Consider the following 19,363-nt stretch of genomic DNA (forward strand, 5'->3'; position numbering starts at 1 on the left):
CTGCCCGTCCCATCTCGTGCCGACGCTGCCGCGTCCACCGCAAGCCCGGCTCGCGATCAAGACGACCTCGAGATCGCCCCTCTTGGTGAGCCGGGATAGGCGACACATACGTCAAAACCGAATTTCGGTAAAGTGGAATATCTTTGCGCGGGTGGATTGACAGCGGGCGACACAGCCACGAGCGCGTAGCCCGGAGGGTGCGCCAGCGTCATCCGGGCGGAAGCTCCGTCCGGGCTACGGAAGCGGCCGCTTCGCTCCAAAACGCCCTAGTCGGCGGCAGCCTGTGCCGGGAGGATTTTCCCGATCATCGTCTCGATCTCCGCTTTCACGCGCTCCGGCACGGCGTTCTGCACCATGTGGCCGAGATCGGGCAGCACGATCAGCTTTGCATGCGGCACCATGGCCGCGAAGGGGCGGGCGTGGATGCCGGTCTTTACGGTCTTGTCGGGCTCGCCGGCGATGATCGTGACCGGAGCTTTGATCTCGCCGTAGCGTTCGACCTGCGCGGCGACCGCTTGCTTCAGCGTCACCAGATCATAGGCATTGGCGATGAATTCGCGCGGACGCAGCAGCAGCGGCGTCGCAGAGTCCTGCACGAAACCGTCCGGCATCGTCTGCGGCAGGAACACGTTCCGTGCGCCGGCTTCGGCGACGAAATAACCGAGCGGCAGCGTGATGGTGTAGGCGAGCAGCGGGCCGATCACCGGCGTTGCAATAATCTCGTTGTAGCGGCCAACCCCGCCAGGCCAGGGATGGGTGACGGGCGCGAGCATGACGAGGCCGGCGACGCGGTGGGGATGATCGATCGCAATCCGGGCGCCGAGCGCGCCGCTCCAGGAATGAACGACGAAGACCGCACGCTCGATCCCGAGCTTATGAAGCGCCTCGTCGATCATCCGAGCCTGGATCTGCGGTGTGGAATCCTGGCGCCGCGCGCGCGTGCTCCAGCCATGGCCGGGACGGTCGACCAGGATGACGCGATGGTCTTTGGCGAGGAGGTCGCCGAGCGGGCGCCGCATCGCTTCGAGATTGGAGCTCGCGCCGTGCAACATCACGATCGGCAACCCTGCATCGCGCGGGCCGATATCGACGACGTGAAGCGTCGCCCCATCAACTTTGACCATCCTGCCCTGCGGCGGAAAGGCGCGCTGCACGGCGACGATACCGGCCTGCGTGACCAGCGCCAGCAGAACCAGCGCCGTCACGACTGACATCACGATCATAAAGAGAATCCGGGAGATCCTGGGCACAGGGCAGTTACGGGTCTGATCGGCGGCGGTTTCGCTCCAACGGCTTGCCATGCTTCCACCGAGAACGCTGGGGCTGTGGATATGTGCATAATTCGGGAACGTAAAAACTCAATGGAATCAACAGTATTCGGAGAGGACACGCAAGCCTCGAAACAGCTTCATGCAGCCGTCATCGCGCTTCCATATTATCGCCATGGTCGGTTTGGCCATCTAGGCGCGGGTGGGCGCCGATCCTCCTCGCAGGCCTCAGGGGAGGTGGGAAAGACCGGCAGAATTGTCCTGGTTTGAACCGGAGGATTTTCAATGAGCTTCAGATCGAACGACACTGCGATCGACGAGATCGTCGCGAGCTGCAACGGCGACCTGCGCGGTGCCGTGCGGGCGCTGCTCCTGATCAACGAGCATCTCGAGACGGAGCTTGCAAAGGCGTACGCCGCAGCCGCCAATCACGGCCTGGTCGAGCGCGGCGGCAGCGTCCTGCACTAAAGCGCGATGCGATCAGGATGAGTCGCCATCGCGCTTCACGTTGTTGTTTAAGCATGTTCTTTTCGGAAAACCGCTGCGCACTCCGGATCATGCACTGGGTGCAAGCGAGTTAGTTCGACCCGTCCTCACCCTTTTCCTCGTCGGGCGTGGGCGCGGGACAGGCGCGGATCGTCGAACGGGCAAGCCTGGCATCGGCCATGGACTTGTAGGGACCGTCGCCGAACCAGATGTCGCCGATGATGACCGGATTGCTGGTCACGATATTGCATTTTCCGGTGGCGCGGTTGCCGACCACCCAGAACAGCCCGTCGGCGAAGCTCGACGTTCCCGACGCGAGCAGCAATACAGCTACAAAGATCAAACGCTTCATGGCTTTCGCTCCTGCCATGCAGGTAGGCCTGCGGCGGCATCGGCAACAGGACGCAAGACGCCGCGCTTCCGATCGTGGTTAATCCGCGTAGGTCCGCATCGCTCGGAAGATGATCAAACTATCCGCTAGATGTCGCGGCCTTCGACCTTCTCGGTCAGCGCCTTGACTTGATCGGGGATCTTGTCGAGGTGCGGATTGACGGCGAGCGCCTTGCGATAGGCCTCGAGCGCGCGCTTCTCGTCACCGACCTCCTGCATGATCATGCCGAGGCCCGCGAGCGCGCCGAAATGGCGCGGCTCCCGCATCAGCACCTGCTGGATATCGGCGAGGGAACGGCCGTAGTCGTTCTGCATGTAATAAAGCGTCGCGCGCCGGTTCCAGGCTTCGATGTAGTCAGGCCTGAGCTTGATGACCGAATCCAGCAGCTTGATCGCCACTTCGATCTTCTTCGCGTCGACCGCGGTCTTGGCGCGCGCCATCAGCAGCGCCGCGGTGTCGCTCGGGGTCTGGAGCCAGACCGCCCAGATCCGCGCCTCGACATGCTTGGCGCTCACCTCGTCGGGCGCGGCCTTCAACGCGCCGAACAGGAAGTCGAGATTCTTGGTGCGATCGACCTTCGGCAGCTTGGACGGCGCCTCGGGGAGCTTCTTCTGTTTGCCGGGTGGATCAACCTGCTGGGCCAGAGCTGGAGCGAGGCCAGCACTTCCCAGCACAACGGCCAGACACAGGGTGCGCGCAAAAGAGAATCTCAAAGCCATGGCCAAGTGTAAACGCGCAAAGCCGCCCTTGCAAAGCAGGGCGGCGTCAAACTCGTGTGAGACCGTGGTCTTTCGGGAACGCGCGAGGCGACCGCGAGGGCGAGATCAGCCCCTCAGATCAGCCCTGGCGAGCCTTGAAGCGGCGCTGCACCTTGTTGATCACATAGACCCGGCCCTTGCGGCGGACCAGGCGGTTGGCGCGATGGCGACCGCGCAGTGATTTCAGCGAGTTACGGACCTTCATGGCAGAATCCTGAACGTTCGAAAGGCCGTGTTCGGCACTACCGTTTCGGCACGCGCGAATGTGGCAAAATGATATTTTTCCCGCTGGCGGACGACCGCCCGGGACGGGGCGGTTCTTAAGGCATGGCGGGAGGGGCTGTCAATGTTAACTGCCGCCTTCCGAACCCGCAATTTGCGAAAACAACCCCATGCACAGTAGAACCGGCCGGATCGGCCTGATTTATTCGCGGGGGTTCAAGGCGGTCAACGACGCCTTGCCAAATTCGTTATATCATATAATCAATTCGGCAACCCGTCGGGAGGACACCCATGCCGAAGCTGAAGCTGCCCAATATCGACGATGTCGTCGCCATCGACATCCACACCCATGCCGAGGAGCCCTGCGGCACCCATCCCGACGACGGCTATGACGATTTTCAGGCGCAGATGGCCGACTATTTCAAGTCGCCGCACAAGCATCCGCCGACCGTGCCGGAGACTGCGGCCTACTATCGCTCCAAGAACATCGCGGCCGTAATCTTCCCGGTCGACGCCGAGCGCGAGACCGGCTTCCGCCGCTACAAGAATGAAGAGATGCTGGAGATCGCCTCCGACCATCTCGACGTCCTGATCCCCTTCGTCTCGATCGACCCGCACAAGGGCAAGCTCGGCGTGCGCGAGGCGCGCAAGCTGATCGAGGAATACGGGGTGCGCGGCTTCAAATTCCACCCGACCATGCAGGGCTTTTACGCCAACGACCGCATGGCCTATCCGCTCTATGAAGAGATCAACAATGGCGGCGCGATCGCGCTGTTTCACACCGGCCAGACCGGCGTCGGCTCCGGCATGCCCGGCGGCATGGGCATGCGGCTGAAATACTCCAACCCGATGTACATGGACGATGTCGCGGCCGACTTCCCCGACCTCAAGATCATCCTCGCCCACCCCTCCTTCCCCTGGCAGGAGGAAGCGCTGTCGGTCGCGACCCACAAGCCGAACGTCTATATCGACCTCTCGGGCTGGTCGCCAAAGTACTTCCCGCCGATCCTGGTGCGCTACATCAACTCGATTCTTCAGGACAAGATGCTGTTCGGATCGGACTGGCCGGTGATCACCCCCGACCGCTGGCTGTCGGACTTTGCCAAAATCGAGATCCGCGACGAGATCCGGCCGAAGGTGCTCAAGGCCAACGCACGCAAGCTGCTGGGAATCTAGTCGCGTATTTGTCAGCGCATCGAGGGCTTCGGATTGCCGAAGCCCTCATGCTCAAAGCCTCAGACTTGCGCGAGACCTCCATCGACGAAGACCTCGCCGCCGGTCATGAAGCTGCTGTCCGAGGACGCCAGGAACGCGGCCACCGCACCGGTCTCAGCGGGGTCGCCGACGCGCCCTATGGGCGTCATGCTCCCAAGCGCATCAAATGCCTTCTCGCCGACGATCTCCAGCGCCAGCTCGGTTTTGGTCGGTCCCGGCGACAGCACATTGACGCGGATGCCGGTGCCGCGCAGGTCCTGCGCCCAGCTGCGCGCCAGATTGCGGATCGCGGCCTTGGTCGCGCTGTAGATGCTGAATTGCGGCGTCCCCATTACCCCCGTGCTCGAACCCGTCAGGATGATCGACGAGCCTTCTCTCATCAGAGGCAGGGCCTTCTGCACTGAAAACACCAGTCCTTTCACATTGACGTCGAAGATATGATCGTAATGCTCGACCGTGATCTCGCCGAGCGGCGCGAACAATCCGGTGCCGGCATTGGCGAACAGAATGTCGAGTCCGCCACGTTCGGCTTTCACCGCGGCATACAGCCGATCGAGGTCGGACAATTCCGTCACCGAGCCCCTGACTGCGCGCGCCGAGGGACCCAGTTTCGCAACGGCGGCGTCGAGCGGCTCCTGCCGCCTCCCGAAGAGATAGACGAATGCGCCTTCGTCGACGAACCGTTTTGCGGCTCCAAATCCGATGCCGGTTCCGCCGCCGGTCACCACTGCCGTCTTGCCTTGTAGTCTGCTCATGATGTGCTCCTTCACTGAGGTTGCACACAGCTGGCGGCGTACCCACCTATCGACAAGTATGCACCTTTTGGTAAGTGCCTAAAAATGTCAGATCCAGCCTATCCGCCGACGCAGTCTCCACCGAATGTCCAGCGTTGCACGCCGACTTTGCCCGGCTTCACCTGCGGCTTAGATGCCACCTTGCGGGTCATCGCCGGCAAGTGGAAGCCGCTGATCCTGTACTTCCTCGCCCAGGACGGCCCGAGCCGCTACGGCGAACTCCGGCGCGCCATGCGCGACGTCAGCGACAAGATGCTGATCCAGCAACTCAAGGAATTGGAGGCCGACGGTCTCGTGAAGCGGACCGATTACAAGGAGGTGCCGCCGCGGGTGGATTATAGCCTCACGCCTTTGGGCCACAGCCTGGGCGAAGCGCTGGTGCCACTGTGCACGTGGGGCACGGAGCACATGGCTGAGGTCACTCGGGTGTTCGCCGAGCGGGCGACCTGGGCGCGGCGAGAACGTCGGCCGACTGTCTGACTTGCGCTGCTCTTCGTCTGGAATATCCGGCGGAGCACATCAATCATTTCGCTGCCTCACAAGCAGCGTCGCTCAGGGACGCTCGCTGTTCGCGCAGGCTCTTAGCGACGCGATCCATAGGAACGATCACGGCGATAAAGCGCTAGTCCTCGATCAGATAGGAGGCAGCCTTGGATCGTAAGGAACATTCCGCAGCTGGATCGCAATACGCTAACACCGCCGAGGTGCGGGGATCAGATGAAGTATTGCTTCCCGGGATCGCAGGTCGAGAAGATGATCTTGGCGCTGATCCGGCTTCGCCCTCCGCCGCAGACGTGGACAAACCTGTCGGCGCGCGGCCGAGGAGCGAGGTGACCGGGCGGCATCAGCCGGGCATGGGAGCAAACGAGACGACCGACGGACTGAGCGAGACGGAAGAAGACGTTCGCGCGGCGGCCGAGGACGAGACTGATGTCGACGACTCGGACGATCCAGTGTTCGACCGGGCCGAATCGATGCCCAAAATCATCTGAAGCGGACGCCGCATGACTGATCTGGAGCAGAGAATACGCGAGCGGGCCCATCGTATGTGGCTGGACGAGGGGCAACCGGAAGGAAAGGCCGAAGCGCATTGGGAACTGGCGCGGTTGGCAATCGCATTCGAGGACGCGAAGCCGCAGATGCAGAAACCGGTCACAAACGAAACCACCGAGCCGGTGGAGGCCTTGGTGAACCAAGGTGAGTTTCCAACTCTCACCGACCAGGGGGAGCAGCATATTCCCGGCGAAATCGCGCGCGAGTAGCGCCGGGTGACGGGCGCCCTGCGCCGGCAGGCCCTGCTTGCACTTCAGCGCATGCAGACTCGCCTCTCCTCAAATCTTTGGAATGAAGACCAAACGGCTCCAAGACAATGGCCCGCTTCGGATATCACGTTTCGCACGAGCAATTTGCGCCGGCTGATCTGCTCCGGTGGACCAAGCTGGCTGAGGAGGCAGGCTTCGAGTGTGCCATGTCATCCGACCATTTTCATCCGTGGAGCGAGCGACAGGGGCAATCGGGATTTGCATGGTCTTGGCTCGGTGCTGCAATGGAAGCAACCAGCCTGGACTTCGGGATCATTACGGCACCTGGTTATCGTTATCATCCTGCTGTGATCGCACAGGGTGCGGCGACACTCGGGCAGATGTATCCGGGGCGCCTTTGGTTAGCCCTCGGCAGCGGCGAGGCAATCAACGAATCCATCACCGGCATGCCGTGGCCCGAGAAGCAGGAGCGCAATGCACGCCTTCTCGAGTGTGTAGAGATCATCAGGGAGCTCCTCGCAGGCGAGACTGTCACACATCGCGGCCGGGTGAACGTCGTCGAGGCAAAGCTCTACACCCGCCCGGAGGAGCCGGTCATGCTGGTCGGCGCGGCCGTGACCGAGAAGACAGCAGAGTGGCTCGGCGGCTGGGCCGACGCTCTCATCACCGTTCAGGCGGAGCCAGAGCAACTTACCAGGATCATAGAGGCTTTCTGTCGAGGAGGCGGGGCCGGTAAGCCCATCATCCTGCAAATGGCACTGTCCTGGGCTCCGACCGAAGAGGAGGCTGAAGCCGAGGCCTTACACCAATGGGCTTCAAATGCCGTCGGCGGAGAGGTGAATTGGGACCTTCGTCGACCACAGGATTTCGACAAGGTAGCCCGCCTGCTCAAGGGCGAGGACATCCGTCAATCAGTCCTGGTGTCCGCAGACCTGGGACGCCACCGAGCTTGGCTTGCCCAGTACGCAGAAATGGGATTCGCCGAGATCCATCTCCACCAAGTGGGGCGACGGCAATTGAGCTTCATTGAGGCCTTCGCCGAGCAGGTTCTCCCAGCCGTCAGGGAGAAATGACGAAGTGCTGAAGAGGGTGGCCGCGGCCGCGAGGCGAACGTTCCAATCCGACAATAGGAGCTGCTCAGCAAAGCTCGGGGTCACTGTGCGAGTCTCAGAGCAGCGACTTAGGAAACGGCGGATCGATGCTCAGGTGGGGAAGGAAATCGGAGGCGCTTCCCTTGGTCGCAAATCTTTCCCGTAACCAAGAACGTTTTCGGGGAGACCAGTATCTGATCGCGGGCAAAGGTCTCGTCATCGTGGATCAGCACGCCCAGCGCGTGGCCGCCATCATCGCCAACGTGCGCTGAGAGCCCTTTTGTTGCATCCGGCAGACCATCCTCAGGCAGATAGCTTGCGGATCGACTTCTCTATCGCGGCACCTAGCGCCCATCCAGCAAGGACGTCCGTGGGCCAATGTGCCAGGACGGCTATTCTGGTCGCAGCGAGCGCTCCCCCGGCCGCATAGACGTACCGACTTTTGTTGGGGTAAGCCCAAGCCAAGGCTCCGACGACAGCTCCAAGATGCACGCTGTGGCCGGAGGGAAAGGAATCGTACGGCTGCCCAGAGATACCAACACCTCGCCGATCGGAACCCACCACGCAACGGTCAGGTCGTTGCCGGTCGACCAGGTTCTTGATGACTTTCGGAACAGCGATGGCTGCCGCCACCGTCACCGCCACATGGCTCGCGGTCGCGCGATGACGCCGCCCACCGGCCCATGAGGCAAGCCATATTGCTGCCGCGGCGGGACCAAGTACGTGGCCATCGGCCGCCCACGTTGCTGTCCGGAGGCATTTCTGAATGATTGGATTTGTCTTCGTTGCCGCTTGAGTTGCAATGAAACGATCCACCTCGGTCGGCGGAATGGATTTTTTTCTGATCATCTTCCTCGATCTTTGAATGGCTGTGAGGCATCGACTCTAGCGCCAAGCCAGTCGCTCGCCCTATCATTTGATGCCCCCGGCAAAAAAACTTCGTATGCACGATTAACTTATGTGCCTGCAGCTTGCATCTTGCTGAGGATATAACTCCCGAACGTTCAAAGGGAGTGTCACCGTTGATCAAGCGCAGGAGGAGATTCAAGCAAACAGCCTCTCTCGAAATGCGGCTGGCGCAGTTCGCGACGAATTTGCGAGAGCAGGCGGACCAACGACCTGCAGGCGAGGAACGCAACTCGTTGCTGAAGCGCGCCTACAATGCAGATCGAGCGATTGACCTCGAACGGCATCTACGCGAACCGCGTTAGCAACCAACCGCGCGCCAAGTGACTTGGCCGAGAGTCTCGATCTCGGAAGTGAAGGGCATTCGCGGGCTTTCCCGGCAGCGAGGACACGGCACGTTAGGGCGGATGTACCCCTAGTGCCAGTAAAGGCTCTCGGTCCAAGACCGGGAGCCTTTTTACTTCGGAGCATAGGAACGGCGGTACGCGCAAAGATGTTGGAGGCATAACGGAGATTCGAAAGATGCGGAAAGCTTATTCCCAGTTGAGTGACAACCAGAGGGACGTCGCCATGTACTTTGCGTTCCTAGGCTCTTCGCTGCCGGTCATGCTGGCGCTCAGTGCTTGGCACTTCTGACGAGTAATCGGCACAAGCGCTTTGATCCGTCGCAGCCGACGGCCGGACCCGCTACGGCGAACGCCGGCGCGCCGTGTGCGATGTCGGCGACCTGCAAGACACCACAGCAGGAAGCTGACGTGGGCGCTGCGTCGGTCTAGCCCACCAGAATGGTCCGGCTTTGGCTGAGCGTCTCGATGCGCTCACTGATCAGATCGACTTGCTCAGCAAGTATTCTACGTAGCTCGTTACACGGCGTGAACGCCGGATCGTTGTTCTGCACGCATGGCAGCAAGCGCTGGATGGTTTCGAGCGTCATGCCGGACATCATCGGAGTGACAGTCGGATCGGTCGAACATTTCACGGCGCTGAACCGGCTTTTGACCGAACATGCGATCCCCCCATCGTCGATCGGGTCTATGCATTCGACAAGGTCCCCGAAGCCTATGCGCATCTCCGGAGCGGCTCACATTTCGGCAAGATCGTCGTGAGGTTCTAGACGGCACTCAATTCGACTTTCCTGCTTGGATCGACATCGCGACGCCGGATATAATGCCGTCACCTGCAGCGATCCCGGAGGGCCTGTCCATTGAATCTCAAAGCCGTGGTCTTCGACGCCTATGGAACGCTCTACGACATCCAATCGGTCGCGGAGATCACCGAGGATGCGTTTCCGGGCTATGGCGAGATCATCACGCAGGTCTGGCGGATCAAGCAGCTCGAATACACCTGGCTGCGCTCGCTGATGCGGCGCTACCAGGATTTTGCAGCCGTCACCCGCGACTCGCTCGCCTATACGCTACGCGTTCTCGGCCTTGCCTATGAAAGCGAGGCGTTCGAGCGCGTGATCGAGAAATATCTGCAGCTCGACCTCTATCCGGACGCGACAAGCGCGCTTGCAGCCTTGAAGCCGCGAAAGCTTGCGATCCTTTCCAACGGCAGCCCGGACATGCTGAATGCGCTGGTGCGCAATTCCGGCCTCGATGCCCTGCTTGATGCCACCATCAGCGTCGATGAGAAGAAGATCTTCAAGCCGAGCCCGGAAGCTTATGCGCTGATCGGCGAGGTGCTCGGCACCGCACCGAACGAGGTTATGTTCGTCTCGTCCAATCCCTGGGACGTGGCCGGGGCGAAGTCGTTCGGGCTGAACGTCGCCTGGATCGAACGCGTGACGCCGGAGGCGATGGCGCTGGCTTGCGTCGAGAACGAACTCGTGGCACCGCTGACGATGTTCAAGGCGATCCGCACGCAGATGGACGAGCTTGGCCTTGCGCCGGACCACCGCGTCCGTTCGCTGTCCGAGCTGCCGGGGATCGCGTAAGTATCGCCACCCACCCATAAGCCCGCAATGAGCCGTTTGGAATGAGCCTTCAATCCGTTCGCGCCTTCTTCGCCGAGAAAGCCCCCGAAATCACAGTGATGGAATCGCCGATCAGCTCGGCGACGGTGCCGCTTGCCGCCGAAGCCTACGGGGTCGAGCGCGGCCGTATCGCCAAGACGCTGTCCTTGCGCATCGGCGAGCGCGTGATCCTGATCGTGGCCGCGGGCACATCACGGATGGACAACAAGAAGATCAGGGCGCAATTCGGCGGCAAGCCGAAGATGCTGGGGCTGGAAGAGGTCGCCGAGATCACCGGCCACGAGGTCGGCGGCGTCTGCCCGTTCGGCCTGAAGTCGCCGCTTCCGGTCTATTGCGACATCTCGCTGAGGGCATTCGACGTCGTGGTGCCGGCCGCCGGGTCGACCCACAGCGCGGTACGCATCACGCCAGAGCGGATGGCCGAGCTCACCGGAGCCGAATGGGTCGATGTCTGCGAGGTCAGGCCGTAAGGTGGCATCGGATACGATGCCTGATGCATTTTCCGGTCAGGGAGGCTAGCATAGCGACCATGACCGACGACAAGGTGAAACGACGACTGACCACCGTGCTGTGCGCTGACGTGTACGGCTATTCTCGTCTCATGGAAGCAGACGAGACCGGAACGTTGGAGACGCTCCGCCGCTACCGCACGGCAATTGCGCGCTTGGTCGAGCGTCATGACGGCCGCATCGTGAATACCTGGGGCGATGCCGTGATCGCCGAGTTCGCCAGCGTCGTCGAGGCCGTACAATGCGCGGTCGAGATTCAGCAGGAAATCTCCGACCAAGCTCCGGACGCGTCGCAGGCAAGCCCCATGCAGTTTCGCATCGGCATCAACCTCGGCGACGTGATGGTGGACGGCTCCGACATCTATGGCGACGGAGTCAATATCGCATCACGCCTGCAAGAGCTTGCTGAGCCCGGCGGCGTCGTGATCTCGAGCTCCGTCTACGATCAGGTGCACAACAAATTGTCCGTCGGCTTCGACTGCCTCGGCCAGCGCCCGATGAAGAACATCGCCCCCCTGACCAGTTATCGGTTGACCCTGGCTGGCCAAGCCGCGGGACCAAGGAGCTTCCCGATCGAGGAGAGCGCAGCTCCCTCAGGGAGAGCGCGTGCCCCGCGGCTGGACGACGGGCGCGCGCCAGCTTCCTCAATGAATGCCGTCTCTGATTGGCTGAGAAGGCTGCCCCGCCATGTTGCAGCGGCCCTCTCCGTCTCGGCCTTCCTGATTGTGATTAATCTGCTCACCAGCCACAGGATCTGGTTCCATTGGCCAGTCGCAGCCATTCTTTTCGGTGTGATTATGCGGATGGTGCTCGGAAACCGACCTGAATCGGACAGCAGAAGCGAGCGCTGAACGAGGCAGCACCACCGCGTCGCGCCTGCGCATCCTTCCGGATCACGCGCTCAACAGTGCCTAATCGTCGTTATCGTCATAGGGACGCGGCTGCGCCTGCGGAGGCGGCGGCGGCGCATTGTTGTAGCGCGGCGGCGGGGCGGCGCGATTGCGTGGGACCTGCTGCTGCGGCGGCATCTGGTTGTTGGACTGGAACACGGCGCGGCAGCCGCTCGATAGCTGCGGTGTGTTCTGCTGCAAACATGCCGTGATGCGGCTCACATCCGGGATCTGGTCGCTGCAGAGGCGCCACACATCCGGCGTGCAGGCCATCTGCTGTTGCATGGTTCCGCGATATTCTTCGGCGCGTGCTGCGCCCTGCGCGACGATGCCGCCGATTGCGAGCGCCACACCTAGCGCAATCCGCCCTGTTCGCATGTCCGGTCCTTCTCGCTTCCTGCGAATTCTCATCAATTAATGAGGCGGGAGCCGGTTCTGGACCAACAACAAAATGTGAATTCAGGACCGGAACCTACTCCACCTTGCCGATCTTCTTCACCGCCGTAATCAGCCGCGTGCTGTCCACCGCGACGAATTCGGCGAAGGCCGGCGCGTCCTGGTAGGCGACGAGACTGCCGGAGGTCTCAAAAGCCTTGAGCACGTCCGGGCTCGTCATCACCTGTGCCATCGCCTCGCGCAGGCGTGTCGCGATCGGCGCCGGAAGAGAGCTCTGTGCGAACAGCCCGGCCCAGATGTACATCTCGACATCCTTGTAGCCGAGCTCCTGGAAGGTCGGCACGTCAGGAAAGCTCGCGATACGCCGGGCCCCGCAATTGCCGAGCACGCGCAACTTGCCGTCGTCGACCTGCGGCTTCAACGTGCCGGGTGCGGCTGCGATCGCCTGCACGGTACCACTGAGGATCGCGGTGAGCGCGGGACCTGCGCCGCGGAACGGCACGTGCAGCAGCTTGATGCCGGCACTGCTTGCGAACATCTCCATCGCCACATGCAGCGTGCCGTAGGGCCCAGACGAGCCGTAGGTGATCTGACCCGGGCGCTTCTTCGCATCCTCGACGAAATCCTGCGCCGTTTTCCACGGCGCCGAGGCCGGGACCGCCAACAGGGTGGGATCGGCGAGCACGCGCGCGATCGGCATGAACTGCGACACCTCGTAGGCGGCCGGGCGTTCGAACAGGCGATCGGCCTCGGGGAGCACCGCGAGCGAGGACAGCGTCATCAGCAGCGTGTAGCCGTCGGGCTCGGCGCGTGCCGCCGCGGCATTGCCGACCGAGCCGCCGCCGCCTCCGGCCCTGTTGTCGACGATGACAGGCTTGCCGAGGATCCGCTCCAGCGCCATGGCGACGGGCCGTGCCGCGAGATCGGCCTGGCCTCCGGCCGGAAACGGCACGATGAGGGTGATGTTGCGTACCGGATAGGTTTGGGCGAAGGCCGGGCCCGGTGCTGCAATCCGGAACAACGGCAATGTCGCAGCGGCGCGCAGAAGATCGCGGCGATCCATGATGGTGCCCTCCCCTGATTTTTCTTGTTTCGCTGCCAGCCTAACGCGCCAGGCGGCAAGAACAAGACGTTTACGAAGCGTTAGCCATGTCCGGCTCCGCCAGGAACGCATGTCTGGACCCGCTGTTGCCCTCCCAGGGAGAGTGGATGATGCGGAATCTGGCGACCATCGACGTTGCGCTGGACGAGATGCTGGTGAATCTCGCGGCGATCGTGTTGCGGCTTTCAAAGCCCGAATTGACGCAGACGCCGGAAGCGCGGCGCGCCCTGGCGCAATCGGTCCATCAATATGCAGTCTGTGCGAAGCGGTCGAGCGACCCTCGCGTTCACGAATTGAAGACGCAGCTGGAGGGGACGCTGAAGCCAAGCCTGCGCATCGTCGCGATCGACGGCGTGAAAGTGGCTTAGTCCAACACCGTCATTGAGGCGCTCGCTCCGACGCCTTCGCTTTCCCGCGCGTCCGCCGCTTGCACGTGCCCGGCAGCTTGGCCGCGAGAAAATCGCCGAGCGCTTCGACGCGGGCGGGGCGCGGGCCGCCGGGCGGCGTCACCAGGTGCACGGCGCCTTCGGCCTGCTTCCAGTCCTTCAGGATGACTTCGACCTCGCCCGACGAGATCGCTTCGCCGACGATGAACTCGGGCAACTCGGCGATGCCGAGGCCTGCGATGAGCGCGGGCATCAACGCCTCGCCATTATTGACGCGAAGCGGACCGCCCGGGCGCACGCTGGCCTGCTCGCCGGCCGAATTGGTGTAGTGCCAGACGTTGGGCGTGGAGAGATAGGCGTAGCTGAAGCATTTATGCTCGGCCAAATGCATCGGATGCGTCGGCCGCCCGTATTGCTTCAGGTAGGACGGCGCGGCCACGGTGTAGCGCGGCATGGTGAAGAGCTGCCGCGCGATCAGCGAAGAATCCGGCAGCCGCGCGATCCGCACCGCCATGTCAAATCCCTCGCCAATCAAATCCACCGTCGCATCGCTCAAATGCAGATCGACCGAGACGTCCGGATAGGCCTCGAAGAACTCGGGCAACAGCGGCGCCACCGCCTTGATGCCGAACGTCATGGGCACCGCGAGCCGCACCAGGCCGCGCGGCGCCACCGACTGCGCCAGCGCCTCGTTCTCCGCGGCCTCGCCGTCGGCCAGAAGGCGCGTCGCGCGGTCGGCGAGCTTGTGGCCGGCATCGGTCAGCGCCAGGCGGCGCGAGGTACGGTTGAACAGGCGGGCGCCTAACCGCTCCTCCAATCGAGTCACCGCCTTCGAGACCGTCGCCTTGGACATCGCGAGCTCGCCCGCCGCCCCCGCAAATGAACGTAATTCCACGACTTTTGCGAAAATCGCGAGCGCCTCGAAATCAGGGAGTTTTGCCATGGGAGCAGGTCCGAACTTACTTTTTGGGAAACAATGCGTTTCGATAGTTTCTATTTATATACCACAGAAGGAGGCTTATCCAAGGGTCATCAGGAATTCAGGAATGGAGAAATCCCATGACCAAGAAGCTCTCAGGCAAGGTTGCCCTGGTCACCGGCGGCTCGCGCGGCATCGGCGCGGCCTCTGCCCGCGCACTCGCCGATGAAGGCGCAGATGTCGCCATCAGCTATGTCGCCTCGCCGGAAAAGGCGGAAGCGGTCGTCACTGAATTGCAAGCCAAGGGCGTCAGGGCCCGCGCTTTCAAGGCCGACCAGGCTTCCGCGAAGGACGTCACGCAATTGGTCAATGACGTCGCCACGGAATTCGGCCATCTCGACATCCTCGTCAACAATGCCGGCGTCGCCGCCGGAGGTGCGATCGACGATGCCAATGCCGACATCGAAGCGCTTGCACGACAGGACCAGGTCAATGTGCATGGCGTCATCGCGGCGATCCGCGCCGCTTCGCAATTGATGGGTGAAGGCGGCCGCATCGTCACCGTCGGCTCCATGCTCGCCGATCGCGCCTCGTTCCCGGGCCTCGCCGACTACGTCGCCACCAAGGCGGCCGTGGTTGGCTACACCAAGGGCGCGGCACGCGATCTTGGCCCGCGCGGCATCACGGTGAACGTGGTGCAGCCCGGCTCGATCGACACCGACATGAATCCGAAGGATGGCGGCGAGTTCGCCGAGACCCAGCGCAAGCAGCACGCGCTGCAACGCTTCGGCCGTCCCGAGGAAGTCGCCGCCGGCGTCGTTTTCCTCGCGAGCCCGGACGCCTCCTTCGTCACCGGCACCGTGCTCAATGTCGACGGCGGGTTTGGCGCGTAAGCCAAACCCTGCCCTCCAATCAGGAACCACTTCCATGATCGAACTCAGACCTTTCGCAAAGCTCGGCGGCGCCGACCACGGCTGGCTCAAGGCCAAGCATCATTTCTCCTTCGGCAGCCATTACGACGCCAACAACATGGGGCACGGCGCCCTGCGGGTGTGGAACGACGACGAGATCGCGCCGAACACCGGCTTTCCCGCCCATCCTCACGCCAACATGGAAATCATCACCTATGTGCGTGAGGGCGCGATCACCCACCAGGACAGCCTCGGCAACGAGGGTCGTACCGAGGCCGGCGACGTGCAGGTGATGAGCGCCGGCAGCGGCATCCGCCACGCCGAGTATAATCTCGAGCCGGCGCAGACGCGGATCTTCCAGATCTGGATCGAGCCGACGGCGCGCGGTGGACAGCCGACCTGGGGCTCGAAGCCGTTCCCGAAAGCGGACCGCTCCGGCAAGCTCGTGACCATCGCGAGCGGCTTCGAGCATGACACGGACGCGCTGCCGATCCGCGCCGATGCGCGGGTACTCGCCACGACGCTGAGAGCCGGCGAGAGCGCGGAGTACGAACCGCAGACGTCGCGGCATCTCTACCTCGTGCCCGCGGCAGGCACCGTCGAGATCAACGGCGTCCGCGTCAACGCCCGCGACGGCGCTGCGATCCGCGACGAGGCCAGGCTGAAGATCACCGCGCTGGAAGATTCGGAGATCGTGCTCGTCGACGCGGCGTAAGCGCGGCGCAACCAGATCATCTCCCGTCATTTACGGGATGGCGCGAAGCGCCAGACCGGAGTCTCGAGGTTCTCAGGTGCGCAATTGCGCACCGTAGTTCGATGCTTTGCATCGCCCCGGAAAGACGGCGACCCAAAATACCACTGATCAGACAATGGAGACCACCATGACCAAAGTTCTCGTCCTGTATTATTCCGCCTATGGCCACATCGAGGCCATGGCCAACGCCGTCGCCGAGGGCGCACGCGAGGCCGGCGCCACGGTCGACATCAAGCGCGTGCCGGAGCTGGTGCCGGCCGAGGTCGCCAAAGCCTCCTATTACAAGGTTGATCAGGCCGCTCCCGTCGCTGAGGTCGAGGAGCTCGCCAACTACGACGCGATCATCGTCGGCACCGGCACCCGCTTTGGCCGCATGGCCTCGCAGATGGCGAACTTTCTCGACCAGGCGGGCGGCCTCTGGGCCAGGGGCGCGCTGCACGGCAAGGTCGGCGGCGCCTTCACTTCGACTGCGACCCAGCATGGCGGCCAGGAGACGACGCTGTTCTCGATCATCACCAACCTGCTGCATTTCGGCATGGTCGTCGTCGGCATGAACTACGGCTTTGCCGGTCAGATGAAGCTCGACGAGGTCACCGGCGGCGCGCCCTACGGCGCCACCACGATCACGGGCGGCGACGGCAGCCGCCAGCCCAGCGCCAACGAGCTCGCCGGCGCGCGCTATCAGGGCCGCCAGATCGCGGAGACCGCAAGGAAACTACATGGCTGAGCTGCACGGCTGAGCCTCGCAGTTGAACTTACAACGGCCGCATGGCTGATGCGACGCGGGCGGCGTTCTTTTCGGGAATGCCGCCCATTTTTGTGGACTGGTTATTTCACCAAAGCGATACGAATGGCTTTCGAACTCTTGCTGATCGCACAGATGATCCGCAGGCCCGCCGGGTGCTGGCGCGGCACTGGTATTGCCGCAGCCTGTTCCGAGCGTCGCGCGGCCGTTTCAATGCGCCGGCTGCACGAAGGCGTGATGCGCTGGTCAGCCGCTAAGCCTGCGTGATGTCCGCGTGAGACTTAATGGGTGCAGTCACGACAGGCGCCGCTGCCGTCGAAAGCCACCAGCTTTCACCGGCGAACCAGCAGGTCTCGTCGGGAACACCCTCTCTCCGCAACGACTGCACGTTTTCCCACCCCTTTGCGAACGCCTCGGCCAGTCGCCTGGCGGCATCCGCATCCTGCAATCCGGCGCAGCCGATGAATTGGGCACGCCCCAGGAATTTGGCGGGCCAGACTGCACCCTCGTCCGGGCGCGTGACCATAAGCATGCCGCCGAGCATGCCTTCAGGGGCGAGCGGAAACACCAGCCGCCCACCGGGCCGCAGCGCATCGAGCCATTCGGTAGCCGGCTGGGCCGCACCCGCGCAGACATAGATCACGTCAGCCTTGGGCAGATCGGAAACGATGCCCGAACGGTCGCGCACATCCGCATGGGCAACACCCCTCAGATTTTCGCGCGCCAACCCTGCCAGACGTTCATCGATCTCATAGGCATGAACACGGCCGGCGGGTCCCGCGAGATGCGCGAGTATCGCGGTGTAATAGCCGCTACCCGCACCGATCTGGATCACGGTCTCGCCTTCCTTCACAGCGCAGCCACTCAGCCAATAGGCATGCGCACCCGGCATCCCCATATTGAGGCTCCGCGCGCTGTCGAGCGCGAGCAGCGTGTTCTGATATAGGAAGGCGGGATCATCATCGGGCGTCACGACATAGGGATGGCCGCCGAGGGAAATCGACCACGGTCCAGGCCCGACGAAAGGCTCGCGCCTGACTGTTCGAAAGGCTTCCTCGATGCGGGGGTCCGCAGCCCTCGCTGCGGCGCAGATCAACTGCATAGAATGCGCGATATTTTGCCGAACGATCTTCCATGTCGCCTCCGGTAAAACAGAGGCGACAATAATACAACGATTGCGATAATCGAGTGACGCTACAATCCTGGGCAGCGCCCGTGTCAGCGCGTTCCCTTGCCCATCGCCCGCGCCGCGAGAGCGGCGAGCCTGGGGTGGCGGCGCAGGCCCTGCGCGGCGTGGTCGCGCCACGCGTAGGGCAAGCCGCGCCAGGACAGCGCGACGCTCACATCGGTCAGCGGCACCCGCTCGGCGCCGAAGCGCCGCTTATAGTCCTGGTTGCCGATGCTGAGGTCGAAACGGCGCACGCCCTCTGCATGCAGCGCCGCCATGGTGCGCTCGGCGACGAGCAGCCCCGGCGAGCAGCTCGACCATGAATCGCCGCCATGGCTGATGCGGAGCAGGTAATAGGTCGCAGCGTGCCTGACGCCGAGCGCGGTGGCGACGGTGCCCTCGTCGCACACCAGCGCCGAGACCACGGCATAACCCTCCGCGGCGCCCTGGCGAACGACCTCGCGATAAAATCGCGCATGGGTCTTGTCGTTGAGGATGAACGGCGAGCCGAGCTTTCGCATGCGCGCCTGCTGCTGGACATCCATCACGTCCATCAGTTCATGCGCGCGCCCGACATCCGCGGTGATCTCGAACCGCGCGCCGGCATGACGGGTGAAGACGCGCCAGCAGCGCGGCATCTGTATGCGCTTGATCGAAGCCTGGTAGGCTCGATAGTCGTCGCCCGTCAGCACGAGATTGCCGTTGAGCGAGGAGGACCCGATCCGGCCGAGCGACACCAGCGGGTTCGGTTTGCCGCCGACCTGGGCCGGCATCTTCCTGAGGCGCAGCAGATCGAAGCCGTCCGGCAAGGCGCGCAACGCTTCGACCAGCGCCTTGCCCACGGCATTCGTCGCCACCACGTCCGACACGGCATCGTGCGCCAGGATCGGCGCGTTGTTGTCGGAGACGCCGAGATCGGCGAATTCGACGATGCGGATACCGCGCCTGACATGGCTGATCATCGGCACCATCGCGATGTCCTTGCCGGTGGCGGCATCGGAGATCAAGGCAATCAACGGCGCGACGTCGTCGAACGCCTGGTACCAGGCGCCAAGCCAGTGGCCATGTTGGAAAGCGGAGCGATGCCCGGCGTTCAGGCGCGAAGCGGCCGCGCGCCAGTCACGCACGAAATCGATCGCGATTCCCGACGTGCTGGACACAAGACCATCCAATTGCTCGACGCCAAGGAACGTCATCCGCGGGGCATACGATTAC

Annotated in this window: 24 protein-coding genes and 3 pseudogenes; 16 read left to right on the forward strand and 11 right to left on the reverse strand. The window is 63.0% G+C overall.

Going from position 1 to position 19,363, the window contains the following annotated elements:
- Window positions 1-266 precede the first annotated feature (266 nt).
- Entirely contained in the window at window positions 267-1,223 is a 957-nt protein-coding gene (locus IVB28_RS26705; RefSeq protein ID WP_247530175.1) for an alpha/beta hydrolase, read from the reverse strand.
- Window positions 1,224-1,553: 330 nt separating this feature from the next.
- Here IVB28_RS26705 and IVB28_RS26710 point away from each other — a divergent pair, with 330 nt between their 5' ends.
- Window positions 1,554-1,736 (forward strand): hypothetical protein, encoded by a 183-nt coding sequence (locus IVB28_RS26710; protein WP_247530177.1) that lies wholly within the window; start codon window positions 1,554-1,556, stop codon window positions 1,734-1,736.
- 109 nt (window positions 1,737-1,845) lie between these two features.
- Here the strand turns inward: IVB28_RS26710 and IVB28_RS26715 are convergent, their stop codons facing one another.
- The 3 genes from IVB28_RS26715 to ykgO form a co-directional block, all read right to left on the reverse strand.
- Window positions 1,846-2,106 carry a hypothetical protein gene (locus tag IVB28_RS26715; RefSeq protein WP_247530178.1) on the reverse strand — a complete coding sequence of 87 codons (261 nt, stop codon included), beginning with the start codon at window positions 2,104-2,106 and terminating at the stop codon, window positions 1,846-1,848.
- A 125-nt stretch (window positions 2,107-2,231) separates the two neighbouring features.
- The gene (locus tag IVB28_RS26720; protein WP_247530180.1) at window positions 2,232-2,864 is read right to left on the reverse strand and encodes a tetratricopeptide repeat protein; all 633 of its coding nucleotides are present in this window, start codon (window positions 2,862-2,864) and stop codon (window positions 2,232-2,234) included.
- Window positions 2,865-2,982: 118 nt separating this feature from the next.
- A complete protein-coding gene (ykgO, locus tag IVB28_RS26725; protein ID WP_006611362.1) occupies window positions 2,983-3,108 on the reverse strand; it encodes a type B 50S ribosomal protein L36 in 126 nt (41 codons plus the stop codon).
- Between the two features lie 308 nt (window positions 3,109-3,416).
- Here ykgO and IVB28_RS26730 point away from each other — a divergent pair, with 308 nt between their 5' ends.
- The gene (locus IVB28_RS26730) at window positions 3,417-4,301 is read left to right on the forward strand and encodes an amidohydrolase family protein (protein WP_027565452.1); all 885 of its coding nucleotides are present in this window, start codon (window positions 3,417-3,419) and stop codon (window positions 4,299-4,301) included.
- Window positions 4,302-4,360: 59 nt separating this feature from the next.
- On the opposite strand, the gene IVB28_RS26735 is transcribed toward IVB28_RS26730, so the two are convergent.
- Window positions 4,361-5,095, reverse strand: a complete 735-nt coding sequence (locus IVB28_RS26735) for an SDR family oxidoreductase (protein WP_247530182.1) — start codon at window positions 5,093-5,095, stop codon at window positions 4,361-4,363.
- Between the two features lie 147 nt (window positions 5,096-5,242).
- On the opposite strand from IVB28_RS26735, the gene IVB28_RS26740 reads away from it, so the two are divergent.
- The 5 genes from IVB28_RS26740 to IVB28_RS29450 all read left to right on the forward strand — a co-directional run bounded on the left by IVB28_RS26740 (window position 5,243) and on the right by IVB28_RS29450 (window position 7,759).
- Window positions 5,243-5,614 (forward strand): helix-turn-helix domain-containing protein, encoded by a 372-nt coding sequence (locus IVB28_RS26740; protein ID WP_247530391.1) that lies wholly within the window; start codon window positions 5,243-5,245, stop codon window positions 5,612-5,614.
- A gap of 170 nt (window positions 5,615-5,784) precedes the next feature.
- Complete coding sequence (locus IVB28_RS26745; protein ID WP_247530183.1) at window positions 5,785-6,126, forward strand: hypothetical protein; 342 nt, start codon at window positions 5,785-5,787, stop codon at window positions 6,124-6,126.
- Between the two features lie 12 nt (window positions 6,127-6,138).
- Window positions 6,139-6,396, forward strand: a complete 258-nt coding sequence (locus tag IVB28_RS26750) for a DUF2934 domain-containing protein (protein ID WP_247530184.1) — start codon at window positions 6,139-6,141, stop codon at window positions 6,394-6,396.
- A 107-nt stretch (window positions 6,397-6,503) separates the two neighbouring features.
- Window positions 6,504-7,469 carry a TIGR03885 family FMN-dependent LLM class oxidoreductase gene (locus IVB28_RS26755; RefSeq protein WP_247530185.1) on the forward strand — a complete coding sequence of 322 codons (966 nt, stop codon included), beginning with the start codon at window positions 6,504-6,506 and terminating at the stop codon, window positions 7,467-7,469.
- Window positions 7,470-7,630: 161 nt separating this feature from the next.
- Window positions 7,631-7,759 (forward strand): hypothetical protein, encoded by a 129-nt coding sequence (locus IVB28_RS29450; RefSeq protein ID WP_256467018.1) that lies wholly within the window; start codon window positions 7,631-7,633, stop codon window positions 7,757-7,759.
- 1,406 nt (window positions 7,760-9,165) lie between these two features.
- Here IVB28_RS29450 and IVB28_RS26760 read toward each other — a convergent pair.
- Window positions 9,166-9,333, reverse strand: a pseudogene (locus IVB28_RS26760) (MerR family DNA-binding protein); the annotation flags it as partial.
- Here IVB28_RS26760 and IVB28_RS26765 point away from each other — a divergent pair.
- From IVB28_RS26765 to IVB28_RS26780, 4 genes and pseudogenes are all read left to right on the forward strand, one after another.
- Window positions 9,332-9,507: pseudogene (locus tag IVB28_RS26765) on the forward strand (zinc-binding dehydrogenase); the annotation flags it as partial. The pseudogenes IVB28_RS26760 and IVB28_RS26765 overlap by 2 nt on opposite strands.
- A 90-nt stretch (window positions 9,508-9,597) precedes the next feature.
- On the forward strand, window positions 9,598-10,329 hold the full coding sequence (locus IVB28_RS26770; RefSeq protein ID WP_247530187.1) for a haloacid dehalogenase type II: 732 nt from the start codon (window positions 9,598-9,600) through the stop codon (window positions 10,327-10,329).
- A 41-nt stretch (window positions 10,330-10,370) separates the two neighbouring features.
- A complete protein-coding gene (locus IVB28_RS26775) occupies window positions 10,371-10,838 on the forward strand; it encodes a YbaK/EbsC family protein (protein WP_247530188.1) in 468 nt (155 codons plus the stop codon).
- Window positions 10,839-10,897: 59 nt separating this feature from the next.
- The gene (locus IVB28_RS26780; protein WP_247530189.1) at window positions 10,898-11,728 is read left to right on the forward strand and encodes an adenylate/guanylate cyclase domain-containing protein; all 831 of its coding nucleotides are present in this window, start codon (window positions 10,898-10,900) and stop codon (window positions 11,726-11,728) included.
- 60 nt (window positions 11,729-11,788) lie between these two features.
- Here the strand turns inward: IVB28_RS26780 and IVB28_RS26785 are convergent, their stop codons facing one another.
- Window positions 11,789-12,145 carry a hypothetical protein gene (locus IVB28_RS26785; protein ID WP_247530190.1) on the reverse strand — a complete coding sequence of 119 codons (357 nt, stop codon included), beginning with the start codon at window positions 12,143-12,145 and terminating at the stop codon, window positions 11,789-11,791.
- Between the two features lie 94 nt (window positions 12,146-12,239).
- Complete coding sequence (locus IVB28_RS26790; protein ID WP_247530192.1) at window positions 12,240-13,226, reverse strand: tripartite tricarboxylate transporter substrate binding protein; 987 nt, start codon at window positions 13,224-13,226, stop codon at window positions 12,240-12,242.
- 149 nt (window positions 13,227-13,375) lie between these two features.
- On the opposite strand from IVB28_RS26790, the gene IVB28_RS26795 reads away from it, so the two are divergent.
- A complete protein-coding gene (locus IVB28_RS26795; RefSeq protein WP_247530392.1) occupies window positions 13,376-13,633 on the forward strand; it encodes a hypothetical protein in 258 nt (85 codons plus the stop codon).
- A 10-nt stretch (window positions 13,634-13,643) separates the two neighbouring features.
- Here IVB28_RS26795 and IVB28_RS26800 read toward each other — a convergent pair whose 3' ends face one another.
- The gene (locus tag IVB28_RS26800; protein WP_247530194.1) at window positions 13,644-14,594 is read right to left on the reverse strand and encodes a LysR family transcriptional regulator; all 951 of its coding nucleotides are present in this window, start codon (window positions 14,592-14,594) and stop codon (window positions 13,644-13,646) included.
- A gap of 116 nt (window positions 14,595-14,710) precedes the next feature.
- Here IVB28_RS26800 and IVB28_RS26805 point away from each other — a divergent pair, with 116 nt between their 5' ends.
- The 4 genes from IVB28_RS26805 to IVB28_RS26820 all read left to right on the forward strand — a co-directional run bounded on the left by IVB28_RS26805 (window position 14,711) and on the right by IVB28_RS26820 (window position 17,237).
- Window positions 14,711-15,463 carry an SDR family oxidoreductase gene (locus IVB28_RS26805; protein ID WP_247530196.1) on the forward strand — a complete coding sequence of 251 codons (753 nt, stop codon included), beginning with the start codon at window positions 14,711-14,713 and terminating at the stop codon, window positions 15,461-15,463.
- A 34-nt stretch (window positions 15,464-15,497) separates the two neighbouring features.
- On the forward strand, window positions 15,498-16,196 hold the full coding sequence (locus IVB28_RS26810) for a pirin family protein (protein WP_247530197.1): 699 nt from the start codon (window positions 15,498-15,500) through the stop codon (window positions 16,194-16,196).
- A 166-nt stretch (window positions 16,197-16,362) separates the two neighbouring features.
- On the forward strand, window positions 16,363-16,962 hold the full coding sequence (gene wrbA / locus IVB28_RS26815; RefSeq protein ID WP_247530199.1) for an NAD(P)H:quinone oxidoreductase: 600 nt from the start codon (window positions 16,363-16,365) through the stop codon (window positions 16,960-16,962).
- Between the two features lie 41 nt (window positions 16,963-17,003).
- On the forward strand, window positions 17,004-17,237 hold the full coding sequence (locus tag IVB28_RS26820) for a hypothetical protein (protein ID WP_247530200.1): 234 nt from the start codon (window positions 17,004-17,006) through the stop codon (window positions 17,235-17,237).
- Here the strand turns inward: IVB28_RS26820 and IVB28_RS26825 are convergent.
- A pseudogene (locus IVB28_RS26825) lies at window positions 17,234-18,116 on the reverse strand (methyltransferase). The gene IVB28_RS26820 and the pseudogene IVB28_RS26825 overlap by 4 nt on opposite strands.
- An 82-nt stretch (window positions 18,117-18,198) precedes the next feature.
- The gene (locus IVB28_RS26830) at window positions 18,199-19,344 is read right to left on the reverse strand and encodes a GNAT family N-acetyltransferase (protein ID WP_247530201.1); all 1,146 of its coding nucleotides are present in this window, start codon (window positions 19,342-19,344) and stop codon (window positions 18,199-18,201) included.
- Window positions 19,345-19,363: the final 19 nt, after the last annotated feature.

Origin of the sequence: Bradyrhizobium sp. 199 (assembly GCF_023073355.1) — a bacterium.
Classification (GTDB): domain Bacteria; phylum Pseudomonadota; class Alphaproteobacteria; order Rhizobiales; family Xanthobacteraceae; genus Bradyrhizobium.